The 16,115-nt window shown below is 70.3% G+C and carries 18 protein-coding genes, 1 tRNA gene and 1 pseudogene; 13 read left to right on the forward strand and 7 right to left on the reverse strand.

Annotated elements, in window-relative coordinates:
* Nucleotides 1–272: 272 nt before the first annotated feature.
* From J7F03_RS19975 to rdgB, 4 genes and pseudogenes are all read left to right on the forward strand, one after another.
* A pseudogene (locus tag J7F03_RS19975) lies at nt 273–509 on the forward strand (glucose PTS transporter subunit EIIB); the annotation flags it as partial.
* A gap of 129 nt (nt 510–638) precedes the next feature.
* On the forward strand, nt 639–1,370 hold the full coding sequence (gene rph / locus J7F03_RS19980; RefSeq protein WP_214951273.1) for a ribonuclease PH: 732 nt from the start codon (nt 639–641) through the stop codon (nt 1,368–1,370).
* 204 nt (nt 1,371–1,574) lie between these two features.
* Nucleotides 1,575–1,961 carry a hypothetical protein gene (locus tag J7F03_RS19985; protein ID WP_308379781.1) on the forward strand — a complete coding sequence of 129 codons (387 nt, stop codon included), beginning with the start codon at nt 1,575–1,577 and terminating at the stop codon, nt 1,959–1,961.
* Nucleotides 1,962–2,033: 72 nt separating this feature from the next.
* Nucleotides 2,034–2,660 carry an RdgB/HAM1 family non-canonical purine NTP pyrophosphatase gene (rdgB, locus tag J7F03_RS19990; RefSeq protein ID WP_214951277.1) on the forward strand — a complete coding sequence of 209 codons (627 nt, stop codon included), beginning with the start codon at nt 2,034–2,036 and terminating at the stop codon, nt 2,658–2,660.
* A 56-nt stretch (nt 2,661–2,716) separates the two neighbouring features.
* Here rdgB and J7F03_RS19995 read toward each other — a convergent pair.
* The 4 genes from J7F03_RS19995 to bcp form a co-directional block, all read right to left on the reverse strand.
* A tRNA-Leu gene (locus J7F03_RS19995) sits at nt 2,717–2,792 on the reverse strand.
* Nucleotides 2,793–2,799: 7 nt separating this feature from the next.
* A complete protein-coding gene (locus tag J7F03_RS20000) occupies nt 2,800–3,660 on the reverse strand; it encodes an HNH endonuclease (RefSeq protein WP_214951279.1) in 861 nt (286 codons plus the stop codon).
* Nucleotides 3,657–4,283 carry an HNH endonuclease gene (locus J7F03_RS20005; protein ID WP_214951281.1) on the reverse strand — a complete coding sequence of 209 codons (627 nt, stop codon included), beginning with the start codon at nt 4,281–4,283 and terminating at the stop codon, nt 3,657–3,659. Before J7F03_RS20005 ends, J7F03_RS20000 begins: the two co-directional genes overlap by 4 nt.
* 134 nt (nt 4,284–4,417) lie before the next feature.
* Nucleotides 4,418–4,885: a thioredoxin-dependent thiol peroxidase gene (gene bcp / locus J7F03_RS20010; protein ID WP_214951283.1), complete on the reverse strand. Its 468-nt coding sequence runs from the start codon at nt 4,883–4,885 to the stop codon at nt 4,418–4,420.
* Nucleotides 4,886–4,968: 83 nt separating this feature from the next.
* Here bcp and J7F03_RS20015 point away from each other — a divergent pair, with 83 nt between their 5' ends.
* The 3 genes from J7F03_RS20015 (at nt 4,969) to J7F03_RS20025 (ending at nt 6,235) form a co-directional block, all read left to right on the forward strand.
* Nucleotides 4,969–5,316, forward strand: coding sequence for a DUF3618 domain-containing protein (locus J7F03_RS20015; RefSeq protein WP_251072180.1), 348 nt, complete (start codon nt 4,969–4,971; stop codon nt 5,314–5,316).
* A gap of 46 nt (nt 5,317–5,362) precedes the next feature.
* A complete protein-coding gene (locus J7F03_RS20020; RefSeq protein ID WP_214951285.1) occupies nt 5,363–5,707 on the forward strand; it encodes a co-chaperone GroES in 345 nt (114 codons plus the stop codon).
* A 207-nt stretch (nt 5,708–5,914) separates the two neighbouring features.
* Nucleotides 5,915–6,235, forward strand: a complete 321-nt coding sequence (locus J7F03_RS20025; protein WP_214951287.1) for a multidrug efflux SMR transporter — start codon at nt 5,915–5,917, stop codon at nt 6,233–6,235.
* A 42-nt stretch (nt 6,236–6,277) separates the two neighbouring features.
* On the opposite strand, the gene J7F03_RS20030 is transcribed toward J7F03_RS20025, so the two are convergent.
* On the reverse strand, nt 6,278–8,743 hold the full coding sequence (locus J7F03_RS20030; protein ID WP_214951289.1) for a transglycosylase domain-containing protein: 2,466 nt from the start codon (nt 8,741–8,743) through the stop codon (nt 6,278–6,280).
* 191 nt (nt 8,744–8,934) lie between these two features.
* Between J7F03_RS20030 and J7F03_RS20035 the strand changes: the two genes are divergently transcribed.
* The 6 genes from J7F03_RS20035 (at nt 8,935) to J7F03_RS20060 (ending at nt 15,192) form a co-directional block, all read left to right on the forward strand.
* On the forward strand, nt 8,935–9,762 hold the full coding sequence (locus tag J7F03_RS20035) for an ABC-2 family transporter protein (protein ID WP_214951291.1): 828 nt from the start codon (nt 8,935–8,937) through the stop codon (nt 9,760–9,762).
* The gene (locus J7F03_RS20040) at nt 9,755–10,639 is read left to right on the forward strand and encodes an ABC transporter permease (protein ID WP_374104367.1); all 885 of its coding nucleotides are present in this window, start codon (nt 9,755–9,757) and stop codon (nt 10,637–10,639) included. Before J7F03_RS20035 ends, J7F03_RS20040 begins: the two co-directional genes overlap by 8 nt.
* 6 nt (nt 10,640–10,645) lie before the next feature.
* Nucleotides 10,646–11,614, forward strand: coding sequence for an ATP-binding cassette domain-containing protein (locus tag J7F03_RS20045; protein ID WP_214951293.1), 969 nt, complete (start codon nt 10,646–10,648; stop codon nt 11,612–11,614).
* 167 nt (nt 11,615–11,781) lie between these two features.
* Nucleotides 11,782–12,531, forward strand: a complete 750-nt coding sequence (locus tag J7F03_RS20050; RefSeq protein ID WP_214951295.1) for a DUF1707 domain-containing protein — start codon at nt 11,782–11,784, stop codon at nt 12,529–12,531.
* Nucleotides 12,532–12,652: 121 nt separating this feature from the next.
* On the forward strand, nt 12,653–13,996 hold the full coding sequence (locus J7F03_RS20055; protein ID WP_214951297.1) for a DUF445 domain-containing protein: 1,344 nt from the start codon (nt 12,653–12,655) through the stop codon (nt 13,994–13,996).
* 434 nt (nt 13,997–14,430) lie between these two features.
* The gene (locus J7F03_RS20060; RefSeq protein ID WP_214951299.1) at nt 14,431–15,192 is read left to right on the forward strand and encodes an SDR family NAD(P)-dependent oxidoreductase; all 762 of its coding nucleotides are present in this window, start codon (nt 14,431–14,433) and stop codon (nt 15,190–15,192) included.
* A gap of 173 nt (nt 15,193–15,365) precedes the next feature.
* Here J7F03_RS20060 and J7F03_RS20065 read toward each other — a convergent pair whose 3' ends face one another.
* On the reverse strand, nt 15,366–15,665 hold the full coding sequence (locus J7F03_RS20065; protein ID WP_214951301.1) for a hypothetical protein: 300 nt from the start codon (nt 15,663–15,665) through the stop codon (nt 15,366–15,368).
* A 167-nt stretch (nt 15,666–15,832) separates the two neighbouring features.
* Nucleotides 15,833–16,009, reverse strand: coding sequence for a hypothetical protein (locus J7F03_RS20070; RefSeq protein WP_214951303.1), 177 nt, complete (start codon nt 16,007–16,009; stop codon nt 15,833–15,835).
* Nucleotides 16,010–16,115 lie beyond the last annotated feature (106 nt).

Genomic DNA, 16,115 nt, shown 5'->3' on the forward strand with positions numbered 1-16,115 from the left:
GCGTCCTCCCTGGCCGGCCCGTTTTTGGCAGCCGCGACACTTGCGGCACACTGGTGTAGACCACTTGTGTCACGGTCGCATTCCACCCGCCCTAGGGCAGGTTGGCGCTGATCGTCATCATTCGGCAGATAGCGGGCATGTGCTCGCATAGCTGGGCCAATCGTGCGTTACCGTGACGAAGCGGACCACGCCGGTCGGTCAATCGCACCACCCGCCGGCCGACAGGCAAGGGCGGCCGCCGAGACTCGTTCTTCGTAGAACTCAGGGAGAAACACATGGCCACCAAGGCTGAGAAGATCGTCGCCGGGCTCGGCGGCATCGAGAACATCGAAGAGGTCGAAGGCTGCATCACCCGCCTGCGCACCGAGGTCATCGACCCGAGCAAGGTCGACGAGGCCGCGCTGAAGGCCGCCGGCGCCCACGGCGTCGTCAAGATGGGCACCGCGATCCAGGTCGTCATCGGCACCGACGCCGACCCGATCGCCGCCGACATCGAAGACATGATGTGAGCTGAGCCCACCGGCTCGCACACACACCCGTACGTACGACAGGACCCCGCCCGGACGCACCCGGACGGGGTCTTTTCGTCCCTTCGGCGGGGTCCTTCCCCACCCCGCGCACCGGTTAGGCTCGGTGCCATGTCTCGCATCGACGGCCGTACGCCCGAACAGCTCCGCCCGGTCACCATCGAACGCGGATGGAGCAAGCACGCAGAGGGCTCCGTCCTCGTCTCCTTCGGAGACACCAAGGTCTTCTGCACCGCCTCCTTCAGCGAAGGCGTCCCGCGCTGGCGCAAGGGCAGCGGCGAGGGCTGGGTCACCTCCGAGTACTCGATGCTGCCCCGCTCCACCAACACCCGCGGCGACCGCGAATCCGTACGCGGCAAGATCGGCGGCCGCACCCACGAGATCTCCCGCCTGATCGGCCGCTCGCTGCGCGCCGTCATCGACTACAAGGCCCTGGGCGAGAACACCATCGTCCTGGACTGCGACGTCCTCCAGGCCGACGGCGGCACCCGCACCGCGGCCATCACCGGCGCCTACGTTGCCCTGGCCGACGCCATCAGCTGGGGTCAGCAGAAGAAGCTGATCAAGGCCGGCCGCAAGCCCCTGACCGGCACCGTCGCCGCCGTCAGCGTCGGCATCGTCGACGGCGTCCCGCTCCTCGACCTCTGCTACGAGGAGGACGTGCGCGCCGAAACCGACATGAACGTGGTCTGCACCGGCGACGGCCGCTTCGTCGAGGTCCAGGGCACGGCGGAGGGCGAGCCCTTCGACCGCAAGGAACTCAACGCCCTCCTCGATCTGGCCGCCGGCGGCTGCGCCGACCTGGAGGCCCTCCAGCTGAGCGCCCTGGAGCTCACGCTCTAGCGCTGCGACCGGTAGACCTTTCCGGTCGCAGCACCAGGCAGTCCCGGACCGTTCGGATCCGTCCGCGGATCGGGCAGCGGCAACCGCGGGGCGCGTCCGCGCGTCCCTCGGAGTACGGGTGCACGGCGTCGAAGCCGTGCACCCGTCCACGTGGTCGCCCACGTCCCGTCCACACCCACGCATCAGACCCACTTGGGGGCCGAAGTGAAGCCGAAGTACCGCCTGGCTGCCGTCGCTCTGACGGCAGCCCTCGCCATACCGGCGATCACCTCCTGCGACGCGATCTCGACGGCGATGGACTGCGCGAGCACCGCGGTCGCCATAACGGACGGCGCGAACGACCTCCAGCAGGCCGTCTCGCAGGCCGGCAACAGCCCGCAGGACGCCCAGAACGCGCTCAACGAGATCGAGGCCAACCTCAAGAAGGTCGGCGACCAGACGGACAACGCCGACCTGAGCAAGGCCATCTCCTCGATGAACACGGCCGTTCAGAACGTCCGCACCTCGCTCCAGAACGGCGACTCCGCCCCGGACATCACGCCGGTCGCGGACGCCGCGAAGGAGATCTCGAAGGTCTGCACGCCGGGCTGAGGCGCGGGCCGGGACGCGGGTCGCCGGGCCGAGGCTGACGGGGGCCCGGCCGGAGAGCCGGATAATGGGGTCATGACCTCGACGCCGCGCCCCGCGCCCAACCGCCTCGTCCTGGCCACCCGCAACGCGGGCAAGGTCACCGAGCTCCGCTCGATCCTGTCCGACGCCGGCCTGCCGCACGAGCTGGTCGGCGCGGACGCGTACCCGGAGATCCCGGACGTCAAGGAGACCGGCGTCACCTTCGCCGAGAACGCCCTCCTCAAGGCCCACGCCCTCGCCCGGGCCACCGGCCTCCCGGCGGTCGCCGACGACTCCGGCCTCTGCGTGGACGTCCTGAACGGCGCCCCCGGCATCTTCTCGGCCCGCTGGGCCGGCTCCCACGGCGACGACAAGGCCAACCTGGACCTGCTCCTCGCGCAGCTCGGGGACATCGACGACGAGCACCGCGGCGCCCACTTCTTCTGCGCGGCCGCCCTCGCCCTCCCGGACGGCACGGAGCACGTGGTCGAAGGCCGCCTCCTGGGCACGCTGCGCCACACCGCGTCGGGCACGGGCGGCTTCGGCTACGACCCGATCCTCCAGCCCCTGAACGACACCCGCACCTGCGCGGAACTCACGGCGGCGGAGAAGAACGCCATCTCCCACCGAGGCCAGGCCTTCCGCGCCCTGGTCCCGGTGGTCCGAGACCTGTTGGGCTGATCGGACGGAACGCCGACGGCCGGTCACCCTCAGAGGAGAGCGACCGGCCGTTGATGTGGGCCCGGTGGGACTCGAACCCACGACATACCGGATCTAAACCGGCATCCTCTTGGCCAGCTGGGATACGGACCCATCGCGGCTACTTTACTGTGCCTCGCGCTGTGTTGTGCAGCCGAGATCGATTCGCGAACGTCGCCGTCTGGCTGTGGCAGCACGGGCAGAGATAGCGCAGGTTCTCGCGGCGGTTGTCCAGTCGGTCGCCGTTGATGTGGTCGATCTCCAGAACGAGCCGTTTGCCCTGCCAGGTGTCGCCGGTTCCGCACTCGTCGCAGATGTGCGGTACCCCGAGGTCGTCCAAGGCGCGGCGAAGTACTGCGGTCTTCTCACGGTTGGAGCCTGCTTCGAGTAGCTGAAGGACCCCATCGGCCCGCCTGCGGGTCGGCGAGGGGCGGCCGGCCGTGTGGCCCTGCCCTGTGAAGTGATCCGTCGATATTCCGTACTCCTCGATGCTTCGGCGAGCCTTCGCTCGCCCTGACCCGCCGAACTCGTGGTGTCCCAGCAGCCGCATCACTCCCGCCATGCTGCGGGACTCGGCGACGGCGTGGGTGATCTCTTCGCGTGGAAACAGTGGCCCCGAGCGGCGTTGCTGCGTGGTGAAGTGCGTGGTGTCGATGCCGAACCGGTCGAGTTTCTTCCGGAGGTGACCGAATGCGCTGTCGTAGGCAACGACGCCCATGTAGACGAGCATCTCGGCGATGCTGTGTGACGCGGCCGCCGCCTCCGCCAGCCGTTCCTTCGTGTAGGACTGCGGAGTCCGGGCTGGAAGCGGCTCGTCGACGAAGTGCGACGTGTCGATCCCGTAGTGGGCCAAGCGGTTGCGCAGGTAAGTGCGGGGGCTACTGCTGAGAGGGACGTCGAGGCGACGCATCAGATCGAGGAGGCTGTGTGCGTCTTGCGCGCTCCGGGCAAGCAACTCGCGTGTGTACCCAGGACGGCTCATGCGGACCGCCTCCGCTTCCGCCCGCGGTAGGTGTCCGTTGCCGCATGGCAGTTGGGGCACAGGAGACGTAGGTTCTCCTGCCGATTGTCCCACCAGTCGCCGTTGATGTGATCGACTTCGTGGCGGAGGGGCTTCCCGTTCCACTCGGTGCCTACGCCGCAGTCCGCGCACCTCTCCGGCGTGCCACACTTCAGCAGCTCCCTTCGCAGCCGCCCGCCCGGGATCCGGCCCTCCTCCGGCGACCTCAGAGTGAGTGCCGGTCCCAGAGAACCCTTCGCGCGCTGTGCTCGGGTCGTGGTGAAGTGCGAGGTGTCGATGCCCAGCACCGCTATTCGGCGGCTGATGTGTGTCTGGTTTCCACCTACTTGACTGATGCCGAGCCCCGCGACCACCTGTTTGAAGGACGTCGAGACCGCGACCAGCTCCCTCAGCCGTTCCTCGGTATGCCGCACCCACTGAGCCGGGAAGTGGGAGAAGTCGACGCCCGCCTCCGTCATCTTCGCGCGCAGATAGCGCCTTGACCCGGGCGTCGGGATGCCCCCACACCATTGGACCGCTTCATCGAAGTTCTTCGTCGCACGGGCAGCCTCTTCGAGTAGCTCCCGGGTGTATCGCACCGCCATCGGTCCCCTCCCGTCCGGCCGCGCGTTCGTGGCCTCGTACGGCCTAACGAAGCGATATTCGGACAGTTACGTCCGATAAACGGAACTGCCCGCACCGGTTGACGGTGCGGGCAGGCGGGGAGGGAGAGGCGGGGTCAGATGCCCAGATCCTTGATGATCTTGGCTACGTGGCCCGTCGCCTTGACGTTGTAGAAGGCGCGCTCGACCTTGCCGTCCTCGTCGACGACGATCGTCGAGCGGATGACCCCGGTGACGGTCTTGCCGTACAGCTTCTTCTCGCCGAACGCCCCGTAAGCCGCCAGGACCTCCTTGGAGGGGTCCCCGACCAGGGTGACCTTCAGGTGCTCCTTCTCGCGGAACTTCGCCAGCTTCTCCTGCTTGTCGGGGGAGACGCCGATGACGTCGTAGCCGGCCGCGGCCAGCAGGTCCAGGTTGTCCGTGAAGTCGCAGGCCTGCTTCGTGCAGCCCGGCGTCAGCGCGGTCGGGTAGAAGTACACGATCACCTTGCGGCCCTTGTGGTCGGCGAGCGAGACCTCGTTGCCGTCCGCGTCGGGCAGGGTGAAGGCGGGGGCGGTGTCGCCCGGCTCAAGTCGCTCGCTCATCTCAACAGTCTCCTCAAGAGGGGATCGGTACGGTCACGAGACTAAGCTGCTGACAGACTGTTCATGGTGGGCTACGCCCTCATATGACCGACCACGACGACGGAGGCAGCGCGGTGCCGGAAGCCAGGACCCCCGCACAGATCGAGGCGGACATCGTCCGCCGCCGCGAGCAGCTCGCCGAGACGCTCGACGAGATCGGCGTGCGCATGCACCCCAAGACGATCATCGGGGACGTCAAAGCGAAGGTGGTCGGCACCGTCGACCACACCGCCGGCCGGGCCGTGGCGACGGTGAACCGCCTCATCACCGACGCTCGGGACGGTCTGCGGCACGAGGACGGCGCCCCGCGCGTCGAGCGGATCGTGCCCGTGGCCCTGCTCGCGATCGGCGTCGTGGGGCTGCTCGTCGCGTCGGCGCGGCGCAAGCGCTGATGGACCCGCGGGGTGCGCGGCGGGCGCGGGCGGGTAGGTTCGGAGCGTGAGCGAGAACACCACCACCCACGACAAGCTGCCCATCCGCATGCTGCACGACCGCGTGCTCGTGAAGTCCGACTCGCCGGAGGGCGAGCGGCGCTCGGGCGGCGGCATTTTGATCCCCGCGACGGCCGCGGTGGGCAGGCGGCTGGCCTGGGCCGTGGTGGTCGCGGTCGGGCAGAACGTACGGACGGTCGAGCCGGGGGACCGGGTGCTCTACGACCCCGAGGACCGGGCCGAGGTGGAGGTGCGCGGGGCGACGTACGTGCTGATGCGCGAGCGGGACCTGCACGCCGTGGCCGCCGAGCGGCTGGAGGGGTCGGAGGACTCCACGGGGCTCTATCTCTAGATCCTGGGATCTCTCCCCCTGTGCGGCACCCTTGGATTCCAAGATCGAAAGGGCTGGTGACACTCGTCACCGGCCCTTTTCGTGCGTTTTTGCTACGGTAGCGAAGAACCCCGACGAGACGCGCCGTACCGGGTGGCCGTGGCTGATGCCAACGGCTGCATGACAAGACGACGCACCCGTTCCGCTCTCGTTCCGGAGGTGCCCGTCATGGCCTGGATTCTGCTCATCATCGCCGGTGTGATCGAAGTCGGCTGGTCGATCGGTATGAAGTTCACCGAAGGATTCACCCGGCTCTGGCCGAGCCTGTTCACGGGGGCCGGCATCCTGGCGAGCATGGTGCTGCTGTCGTTGGCGGTGAAGACCCTTCCGATCGGTACGGCCTACGGCGTGTGGGTCGGTATCGGCGCGGCCGGTGCGGCGGTGGTCGGCATGGCGGTGATGGGGGAGCCCGTCACCGCCGCCCGGATCTTCTTCATCTGTCTGCTGCTGGTCGCGGTGGTCGGCCTGAAGGTGACCTCCGGCCACTGAGCCGGTGCGCGGTCCGCGCCCCGGGCTGCCCCGGGCGCGGCGCTACTCCAGTAGGTCCGCCGGCGGGCGCATGCCCTCGGTGGCGCCGCCGCGGCTGCCCGCCGTGGTGCCGCCTTCCGCCTGGCCCGCGGTGGTCTGGCCGCCCGTGGTCTGGCCTCCGGTGCTCTGGCCGCCCGTGTTCTGACCGCCGTCCGTCTGGCCTCCGTTCGTCTGACCCCCGTTGTTCTGGCCCCCGTTGTCCTGTCCGCCGTCGGTCCGGCCTCCGTTCGTCTGACCGCCCTGCGTCTGCCCGCCCGTCGGCGGCGTCGGCGTCGGGCGGACCGGCGGGCCCGAGGAGCGCTCGCCCGGGGTCTGCTCCGGCTGGCTGGGGATCACGGGCGGCGCCGGCGGGAGCTGGTCGGCGCCCGACATGAGCTCCAGGTCGAAGTCCAGCGGGTCGCTGTCTCCCAGGGCCGTCTTCGTGTACTGCGCCCAGATCCGGGCCGGGTAGCCGCCGCCTCCGACGCGGTTCTCGCCGAGCGCTCCGTAGAGGGATTCCAGGGAACCGGTGTCCGGGTCCTGGCCCATCATCGAGACGACCGTGACCAGGTTCGGGGTGTATGCCGCGAACCAGGCCGACCGGTCCAGTTCGCCGGTCCCCGTCTTGCCCGCGGCGGGGTGGCCGGCGGCGAGGGCGGCCGTGCCGGTGCCGTTGTCGACGACGCTGACCAGCATCGACGTGGTGGTGTCGGCGGCCTCGCGGCTGACGGCCTGGGTCGCTTCGCGGTGCGGGAGGGGGACGGTGTCGTCCGCCTTGGTGATCTTCTCCACGAAGGTGTGCGGGGTGTGGCGGCCGTGGTCGGCGAGGGTCGCGTAGGCCTGGGTCATGTCCAGGACGCTGGCCTGCATGGTGCCCAGTGCCATGGCCGGTCCCGCGTCGAAGTTCGGGGTGCTCTCGGGGATGCCGAGGGCGATGGCGGTCTGCTTGACCTTGTCGGTGCCGACGTCGACGACCATCTGGGCGAAGACGGCGTTGACGGAGAGGTCGGTGGCGGTGTTGACCGTGATGTTGCCGTAGCTGAGCTGACCCTCGTTCTCCGGTTCGTAGCGGATGCGGGTGCCGGTGACGCGCCGCTTGTTGTCGCCGTTGTAGATCGTGTACGGGGTGATCGTGCGGCCGTCCTGCGTGTGCGAGTCGTTCTGCACGGCGGAGGCGAAGACGAACGGCTTGAAGGTGGAGGCCACTTGGTAGTCGTGCCGGGTGGCGTTGTTGACGAACTGCTTGGTGTAGTCGATGCCGCCGTACATGGCGACGACCTTGCCGGTGGCCGGGTCGATGGAGACGGCGCCGGTGCGTACGACGCGGTCCGCCTTGCGCTTGTCGGGGTCGAGCTTGCCGACCACCTTGTCGTCGACGGCTGCGACGATGGCGTTCTGGCGGTTCTTGTCGATGGTCGTGGTGATGCGGTAGCCGCCCTCGGCGAGGGTCTTCTCGTCAAGGATCTTGTGCTCGGCGATGTAGTCCTTGATGGCCTCCACGAGGTAGCCGCGCTGCCCGGAGAGTCCGGCGGCCGGGCGGAGCTTGCCGGGCTCGGGGAAGCGGGTGGCCGCGCGTTCGGGGGCCGTCAGCCAGCCCTTCTTGACCATGCCGTCGAGTACGTAGTTCCAGCGGGCCAGGGCGCGTCCGCGGCCCTGGGGGTGGGCGACGACGTCGAAGGCGCTGGGGGAGTTGAGGAGGGTGGCGAGGTAGGCGCCCTCGGCGGTGTCGAGTTTGCCGACGTCCTTGCCGTAGTACGCCTGTGAGGCGGCCTGGATGCCGTAGGCGCTGCGGCCGAAGTAACTGGTGTTCAGGTAGCCCTCGAGGATGTAGGCCTTCGACTTCTCGCGACCGAGTTTGATCGCGATGAAGAACTCCTTCACCTTCCGCTTGATCGTCTGTTCCTGGCCCAGGTAGTAGTTCTTGACGTACTGCTGGGTGATGGTCGAACCGGACTGGGTGCCCTTGCCGGTCGCGGTGTTCCAGGCGGCGCGGAGCATCGCGGCGGGGTCCACGGCCCGTTCGGAGTAGAAGTCGCGGTCCTCGGCGGCCAGGACGGCCTCCTGGACGGTCCGGGGGATCTGGGAGAGCGGTACGTTGACACGGTTGACCTCGCCGTCGCGGGCGAGTTGGGAGCCGTCGGCGTAGAGGTAGACGTTGGACTGCGCGACGGCCGCCGCGTTGGCGGGCGGGATGTCGACCAGGAGGTAGCCGGCGACGAGGGCCCCGCCGCCCAGCAGGGCGAGCAGCAGGACGCCGCCCAGGACCATGCGCCAGGTGGGAAGGACGCGGCGCCAGCCGGTGCGCTTGCGCTTGGCCTTCTTCGCCGCCCCGGCCCTCTGCTTCTCCGCTTTCTCCGCGTCCTTGGCGCTCGCCGCCGGTCCGGCCGGCGAGGCCGCGCCGGCGCCCTGAGATCCGTCGGGGGTACCGGTGTTCTCGGGGGTGTCGGGGTCGCGAGGGGTCCAGCCGGGTGGTGGTGACGGGTCGCTCATCTCCGGGACTCCTCGGCGCCGTACGAAATATCCACATCTGTACCTCATGCTGTCTACCCGATGGCCACCGGTTCCGCTCCGGACGGGCGTAAATCGATCGCGTGGATCGCCCCTCCGCACTAAGCTCGCGCGCTTTGGACGACCTAGGAAAACGAACGACCCAGCATCGACGTGGGAAACGGAGGAGTGCGGTGCTTCAGACGGCAGCCCGGCGCGCCGGGCTCTACGGTGCGGTCGCGGCCGGAGGCTTTCGCCGCTACGCCACCTACGGGACCGCGACCGCGGCCGGGGTGTTCACCAACACCGTGTTCGGTTTCATCCTCGCCTACACCTACATCGCGCTCTGGGACGAGCGGCCCGGTCTCGGCGGCTACGACCAGTCGCAGGCCCTCACCTTCATGTGGGCCAGCCAGGCGCTGCTCTCCGCCGGCGCGCTGATCGGCGGAGGCTTCCAGGAGGAGTTCCAAGAGCGAGTCCGTACGGGTGACATCGCCGTCGACCTGTACCGCCCGGCCGACCTGCAGATGTGGTGGCTCGCGGCCGACTTGGGCCGTGCGGCGTTCCAGCTCCTGGGCCGCGGGGTGGTCCCGCTGGTGGTGGGCGCACTGGCCTTCGACCTGGCGCTGCCCGCCGACCCGGTGCGCTGGCTGCTGTTCCTGGTCTCCGTGGTCCTCGGGCTGGTGGTGGGCTTCGCGCTGCGCTACCTGCTGGGGCTGGCGGCGTTCTGGCTGATGGACGGAGCCGGGATCAACATGATGGCCACGGTCGTCTCCATCTTCTTCTCCGGGATGCTGCTGCCGCTGACCGTGTTCCCGGGCGGCTTCGGGGAGTTCGTCCGCCTCCTGCCGTGGGCTGCCATGCTCCAGGTGCCGCTGGACGTCCTGCTCGGCGAGGGCGCGGGCGCCGGGAGCGCGGCGGGGGCGCTCGGCTTCCAGGCCGCCTGGGCGCTGGCCCTGCTGGGACTGGGCAGGGTGCTGCAGTCGGCCGCGACGCACAAGGTGGTGGTCCAGGGTGGCTGAGCGGGTGGCCGAGGCGATCCCCGTACGGGACCTGCCGGTGGGAGCGGTGGAGGTACCCCGGCGCGGCCGGGTCGTGGAGGGCCTGCGCGGCTACGGCCTGATCGCAGCGATGTGGATCCGGTCGACGATGACGTACCGCACGTCGTTCTTCCTCTCCACCCTCGGGAACGCGGCGATCACCCTCCTGGACTTCGTCGCGATCTACATCATGTTCTCGCACGTGGACGAGCTGGGCGGCTTCGCGCTCCCCGAGATCGCCCTGCTGTACGGGTCCTGCTCGGCCTCCCTGGGCCTGGCCGACCTGCTGCTCGGCAACACCGACCGGGTCGGCACCCGGATCCGCGACGGGTCGCTCGACACCATGCTGGTCCGCCCCGTCCCGCTCCTCGCCCAGGTCGCGGCCGACCGTTTCGCGCTGCGCCGGCTGGGGCGCGTCGTACAGGGCCTCACGGTGCTGGGGTGGGCGGTCACGGAGCTGGACCAGCTGCACTGGACCGCCGGAAAGGTGCTGCTGGTGCCCGTGATGATCACGGCCGGGGCGGCGATCTTCGGGGCGGTGATGGTGGCCGGGGCGGCGTTCCAGTTCGTCGCCGGGGACGCGGCGGAAGTGCAGAACTCCTTCACCTACGGCGGCTGCACGATGCTCCAGTACCCGCCGACGGTCTTCGCGAAGGACCTGCTGCGCGGGGTGACCTTCATCGTCCCCCTCGCCTTCGTCAACTGGCTGCCCGCGCTCCACGTGCTGGGCCGGCCCGACCCGCTGGGGCTGCCGGGGTGGGCGGCGTACGCGAGCCCGCTGGTGGCCTTCGCGGTCTTCCTCCCCGCGTCGCTGGCGTGGCGCGCGGGGGTCCGTTCGTACCGCAGCACGGGGAGCTGAACCCACATGGCCGACGCGCTGATCTCGCTGGACGAGGTCGAGAAGGTCTTCGACGTACGGCGCCGGGTCGGGCTGATGCGCCGGGAGAAACGGCAGGTCAGAGCCGTGGACGGGATCAGCTTCGAGGTGGCGCGGGGCGAGGTGGTCGGCTACATCGGGCCCAACGGCGCCGGCAAGTCGACCACCATCAAGATGCTGACCGGCATCCTCACCCCGAGCGGCGGCCGGCTGCGGGTCGCCGGCATCGACCCGGCGCGGGAGCGGATGCGCCTCGCGCACCGGATCGGGGTGGTGTTCGGGCAGCGCACGACCCTGTGGTGGGACCTGCCGCTGAAGGACTCGTACGGGCTGATGCGGCGGATGTACCGGATCCCGGCGGCGCGGTTCGCGGAGAACATGGAACGCTGCGTGGACCGCCTCGACCTCGCCGAGCTGCTCGACGTACCGGTGCGCCAGCTCTCGCTGGGGCAGCGGATGCGCGGGGACATCGCGGCGGCGCTGCTGCACGATCCGGACGTGCTGTACCTGGACGAGCCGACGATCGGGCTGGACGTGGTCAGCAAGGCGAAGGTACGGGGCTTCCTGCGGCAGTTGAACGAGGAGCTCGGGACCACGGTGCTGCTGACCACCCACGACCTCCAGGACATCGAGCAGCTCTGCGAGCGGGTGATGGTGATCGACCACGGGCGGCTGATGTACGACGGCTCGCTGGGCGGACTGCACACGGCGGGCGGGGCGGGCAAGAGCGAACGGACGCTGGTGGTGGACCTGGAGCGGGAGCTGCCGCCGATCGAGGTGGCCGGGGCGCGGGTGGTCAAGGTGGAGGGGCCGCGGCAGTGGCTGGCGTTCCCGGCGCGGGCTTCGGCGGCTCCGCTGGTGGCGGCGGTGGCGGCGGAATACCCGCTGCTGGACCTGTCGGTGCGGGAACCGGACATCGAGGACGTGATCGCGCGGATGTACGCGGGGCGGGGATAGGGAGCGGGACAGGGAGCGGGCGAGGGGGCTGCGGCGAGGCGAGGCGGGGCGGGGATCGGGATCGGGCTCGGGGCTGCGGCGAGGCGGGGATAAATCAGGGAGAACCCTGAGCCGGAGCCGGGTCCGGGCCATACAACTCTTACCGGCGACTGCATAGGCTGGTCCTCATGAGTGACGAGCGGCCTGAGAAGCCGTTGCCCCAGGAGCCGGTGCCGTCCGAAAAGCCGCTGCCGGATCTGAGGGCGTCGGACGCGGACCGGGAGCGGGTGGTGGACCGGCTGCGGGACGCCGTCGCCGAAGGCCGGCTCGACATGGACGAGTTCGAGGAGCGGCTGGAGGCGGCGTACAAGTCCCGTACGTACGCGGAGCTGGAACCGCTCACCCGGGACCTGCCGGCGCTCGGCGCGACGGCCCCGGTGGCGGCCGCCCCGGTCGGCCCGGCCCCGATCGGTCTGACGAAGGGCGCGGCGGCGGGCTCGGAGTCGGCCTGGCCGGCCCGGATCGGTGGCGGCGGCCCGGCGGGCGGGCCGGCCATGGCCGTCGCGGTCATGTCGGGATTCCAGCGCAAGGGCAACTGGACCGTGCCCGCCCGTTTCCACGCGGTGGCGTTCTGGGGCGGTGGTGAGCTCGACCTGCGCGAGGCGAACTTCGCGGAGCGCGAGGTCGTGATCAACTGCGTCGCCGTCATGGGCGGCATCGAGATCACCGTGCCGCCGGGCGTCGAGGTCGACGTACGGGGCATCGGCGTCATGGGCGCCTTCGACCAGCGCGACAACCCCGGCCCGCCGGCGCCGGGGGCTCCGCGGGTGGTCGTGACGGGCTTCGCCTTCTGGGGCGGGGTGGAGATCAAGGTCAAGCCGCCGAAGAACGCGAACCCGAACCGGATCTCGAAGTCGAAGCCGCGCAAGGAGCTGTAGGGACGGCGGCAGGGGCCGCAGGAGCCGTAGTGGACCCGCGGGGGCTGTAGGAGCTGTAGGCGCGGTCCGGCGCGCGTTCGGCGCGCCGGGAACTCGCAGGGCTCCCCGGGAGTCGGATGCTATGGAGACAAAACCGGCGCCCGGGGGAAAGCAGGAGTACGTGGAGCAGGGCAGCAGTACGACGAAGCCGGCGGCGCGGGGCGGGTTCGTCTTCAGCGAGGCGGACGAGGAGCGCCGGCGCGGCGTCCGCCGGATGAAGCGGACCGCCACCGGCCTGCTGATCCTGGTCGCGCTGGTCTACGTCGCGGCGAAGTGGGCGGAGCACGCGGGCGCGGGCGGCTGGGCGGGCTATGTCGCGGCCGCCGCCGAGGCGGGCATGGTCGGCGCGCTCGCGGACTGGTTCGCCGTCACCGCCCTCTTCCGGCGGCCGCTCGGCCTGCCCATCCCGCACACCGCGATCATCCCGACCAAGAAGGACCAGCTCGGCGTCTCCCTCGGGGAGTTCGTCGGCGAGAACTTCCTCTCCGCCGACGTGGTGCGCACCAGGCTGCACGCGCTGGGCATCGGCGGCCGGCTCGGCTCCTGGCTGGCAGAGCCCGCGCACGCCGACCGGGTCACGGCCGAGCTGGCCACCGCCCTGCGCGGGGCGCTGACGGTCCTGCGGGACTCCGATGTACAGGCCGTCGTGGGCGAGGCGATCACGCGGCGGGCCGAGACGGCGGAGATCGCGCCGGGGATCGGCAAGACACTGGAGAAGGTCGTCGCGGACGGCGGCCACCGCCGGGTCGTGGACCTGGTGTGCGCGCGGGCGCACGACTGGCTGGTCACGCACGCGGACTCGGTGGAGGCGGCGGTGCAGGGTGGGGCGCCCGGCTGGACCCCGCGCTTCGTGGACCGCAAGATCGGCGACCGCGTGTACAAGGAGCTGCTCCGCTTCGTCCAGGAGATGCGGGACATGCCGGAGCACCCGGCGCGCGGGGCGGTGGACCGCTTCCTCGCGGACTTCGCGGCCGACCTCCAGTCGGACACGGAGACCCGGGCGCGGGTGGAGCGGCTCAAGTCCGAGCTGCTGGCGCGCGACGAGGTGCAGGACGTGATCGCCTCCACCTGGATGGCGGTCCGTTCGATGATCATCTCGGCGGCGGAGGACGAGCGGAGCGCGCTGCGCCTGCGGGTCAGGTCCTCGCTGATGTCGCTGGGGGCCAGGCTGGCCACGGACCGCCGGCTGCAGGACAAGGTGGAAGGCTGGATAGAGGGTGCGGTGGTCTATGTCGTCACCACGTACCGGACCGAGATCACCTCGCTGATCACGGACACGGTGGCGGGCTGGGACGCCGAGCACACCTCCCGCAAGATCGAGGCCCACATCGGCCGCGACCTCCAGTTCATCCGCATCAACGGCACGGTGGTAGGCGCCTTGGCGGGCCTGCTGATCTACACCTTGTCGCGGGCGCTGGGGGGATAGGGAGCGGGGCGGGCTGTGCGGGTCCCGGCGGATGTACGGGGCTCTGCGGCGGCTGTACGAGCGCCGGCGGCGGGCGGTACGGGTCCGGCCCGGCCCGGCCCCGGAGGCGTTGGCCGATCCGGCCCCGGCGCTCACTGGGCCCGGTTCTGACCAGCCCGGCGAGGAAGGACCGACCGGACTGCTCGGCCGAGAAGTAGGCACAGACCCGACCCGCCAGGGCCCGCCGCACAGTCTCTGGGCTGCCTACTCCGGATGGCTGCCGGGCGCGGGCCCGGGTCGCGAGAGGAGTGGCGCGGCTCAATAGTGAGTCGTGAGCAGGCCGCGGCATGCGCTCCGCAGATCCGAGGTCGGATGGGGCCGCCTACGGACCTGAGCCGACGAGCGGACGGCGCGGCCGAGCGTCATTCTGCCGACACCCGACAGTGAGGGCTGAGATGGACGACAGGCTCCAGTCGAAGGTTGCCCTGGTGACCGGGGGCGCCACCGGTATCGGGCTCGCCACGGTTCGTCGGCTTCTGGCCGAGGGCTGCAGCGTCATGATGGCGTCCAGGAACCGAGAGCGGGGCGAGGGCGTCGTTGCCGATCTCGGCAACGCGCGAGCCGCGTTCCATCAGTTGGACGTGACCGACGAGTCATCGGTCGAGTCGTCCGTCGAAGCCACCGTCCAACGCTTCGGGCGTCTGGACTGCCTCTTCAACAACGCCGGAATCGAGGGCACTGCGGGGCCTATGGCCGCGTGGTCTGCTGACGTTGTCGATGCGGTGCTGGACGTGAACGTCAAAGGCGCGTTCCTGTGTATGAAACACGCCGCGCCGCGCATGGCATCCGGGTCGGTGATCGTGAACAGCAGCTCCTGGCTCGGGATGATTCCCATGCCTGTCGCCGCACCTTACGCGGCCAGCAAGGCCGCCCTGGTGAGCCTGACCCGTTCGGCGGCCGCCGAGCTTGCCGAGCAGGGGATCTCGGTCTTCGCCATCTGTCCGGCAGTTGTCGACACCCCGATGATCGACCGTATCTCGCAGATGGCAGGCGCCCCCAAGACGGCCATCGCCGAGATGGTCTGTCCGAGCCGACAGGTCACCTCGCCCGACAGGGTGGCGGAAGTCGTCGTCGGCCTCCTGGCATCCGATACACCCTTCGAAAGCGGATCGGCGCTACGAATCGATCCGAACGAGGTCGAGCGAGTCGGGCCGTGACCCGAGCGAACGAGCCCTCGTCGACCCCTTCCGTCAAGAAGGGGCACCCGGCGCCCGAGGCCTCGGCCGGCCCGGCCCCGGTGCTCACCGGCCCGGAGCCGCATCCGTAGCCGTCACCGCGGTTGACCACCCCGGCGCGGCACCGGCCCGAAGAGGTCAGCCATGGCGTCGGGTCAGCCGCGGTCGGCGACGGCCCAGGACGCGGCGGCCACGATGCCCGCGGCTCCGAGAACGGCCGGCCACGCGCCGACCTTCTTCGCCAGCGGGTGCGCACCCGCGAAGCCGGCGAGGTACAGCGCACCGAGCCCTGCCGCGGCGGGGGCGCCGCCGCGCTTGTGCCACTCCAGCCCGGCCACGACGCCCGCGGCGCCGAGCACGACACCGCCGAGCGGCCGCTTCTTGGTCCACCGGGCGACGGCGTACCCGCCGACCAGACCGGTGGCCGCCACTACGGAACTCGGTACCCGCACCATGCCCAACTCCCTCACGCCATCAGCTCGTACGTCATACGTCCATACGCCCACACGCCCACGCGCCTACACGCCCACGCGCCTACACGCCCACGCGCCTACAGCGCAGGCGCCTACACGCCCACGCGCCCATACATGCACACGCTCACACGCCTACCTGCCCCACGAGGCTAACTCGGGCCCTTGACCACACGTCGGGCACCCACCGCGCCCAACACCAGCACGGCCCCGCCGATCACCGGATCCGGCACCGCGTCCCGTACGCCGCGCGGCAGCACCGCCACCACGCCCAGGACGAGAAGAAACGCGAGCCCGCATCCGCCGGCGGCCCGAAGCAGTCTGTCCACGCGCTGCTCAACGCGGCCGCCCCGCCACCCGACACGGACCGCACCGAGGGGATTTGTCGCACACTCGCCGCATCCGTGCGATGTCTGCCCATGGAACCTGATGGGC

The organism is Streptomyces sp. ISL-43, from assembly GCF_018614195.1.
In the GTDB taxonomy this organism is placed as follows: Bacteria; Actinomycetota; Actinomycetes; order Streptomycetales; family Streptomycetaceae; genus Streptomyces.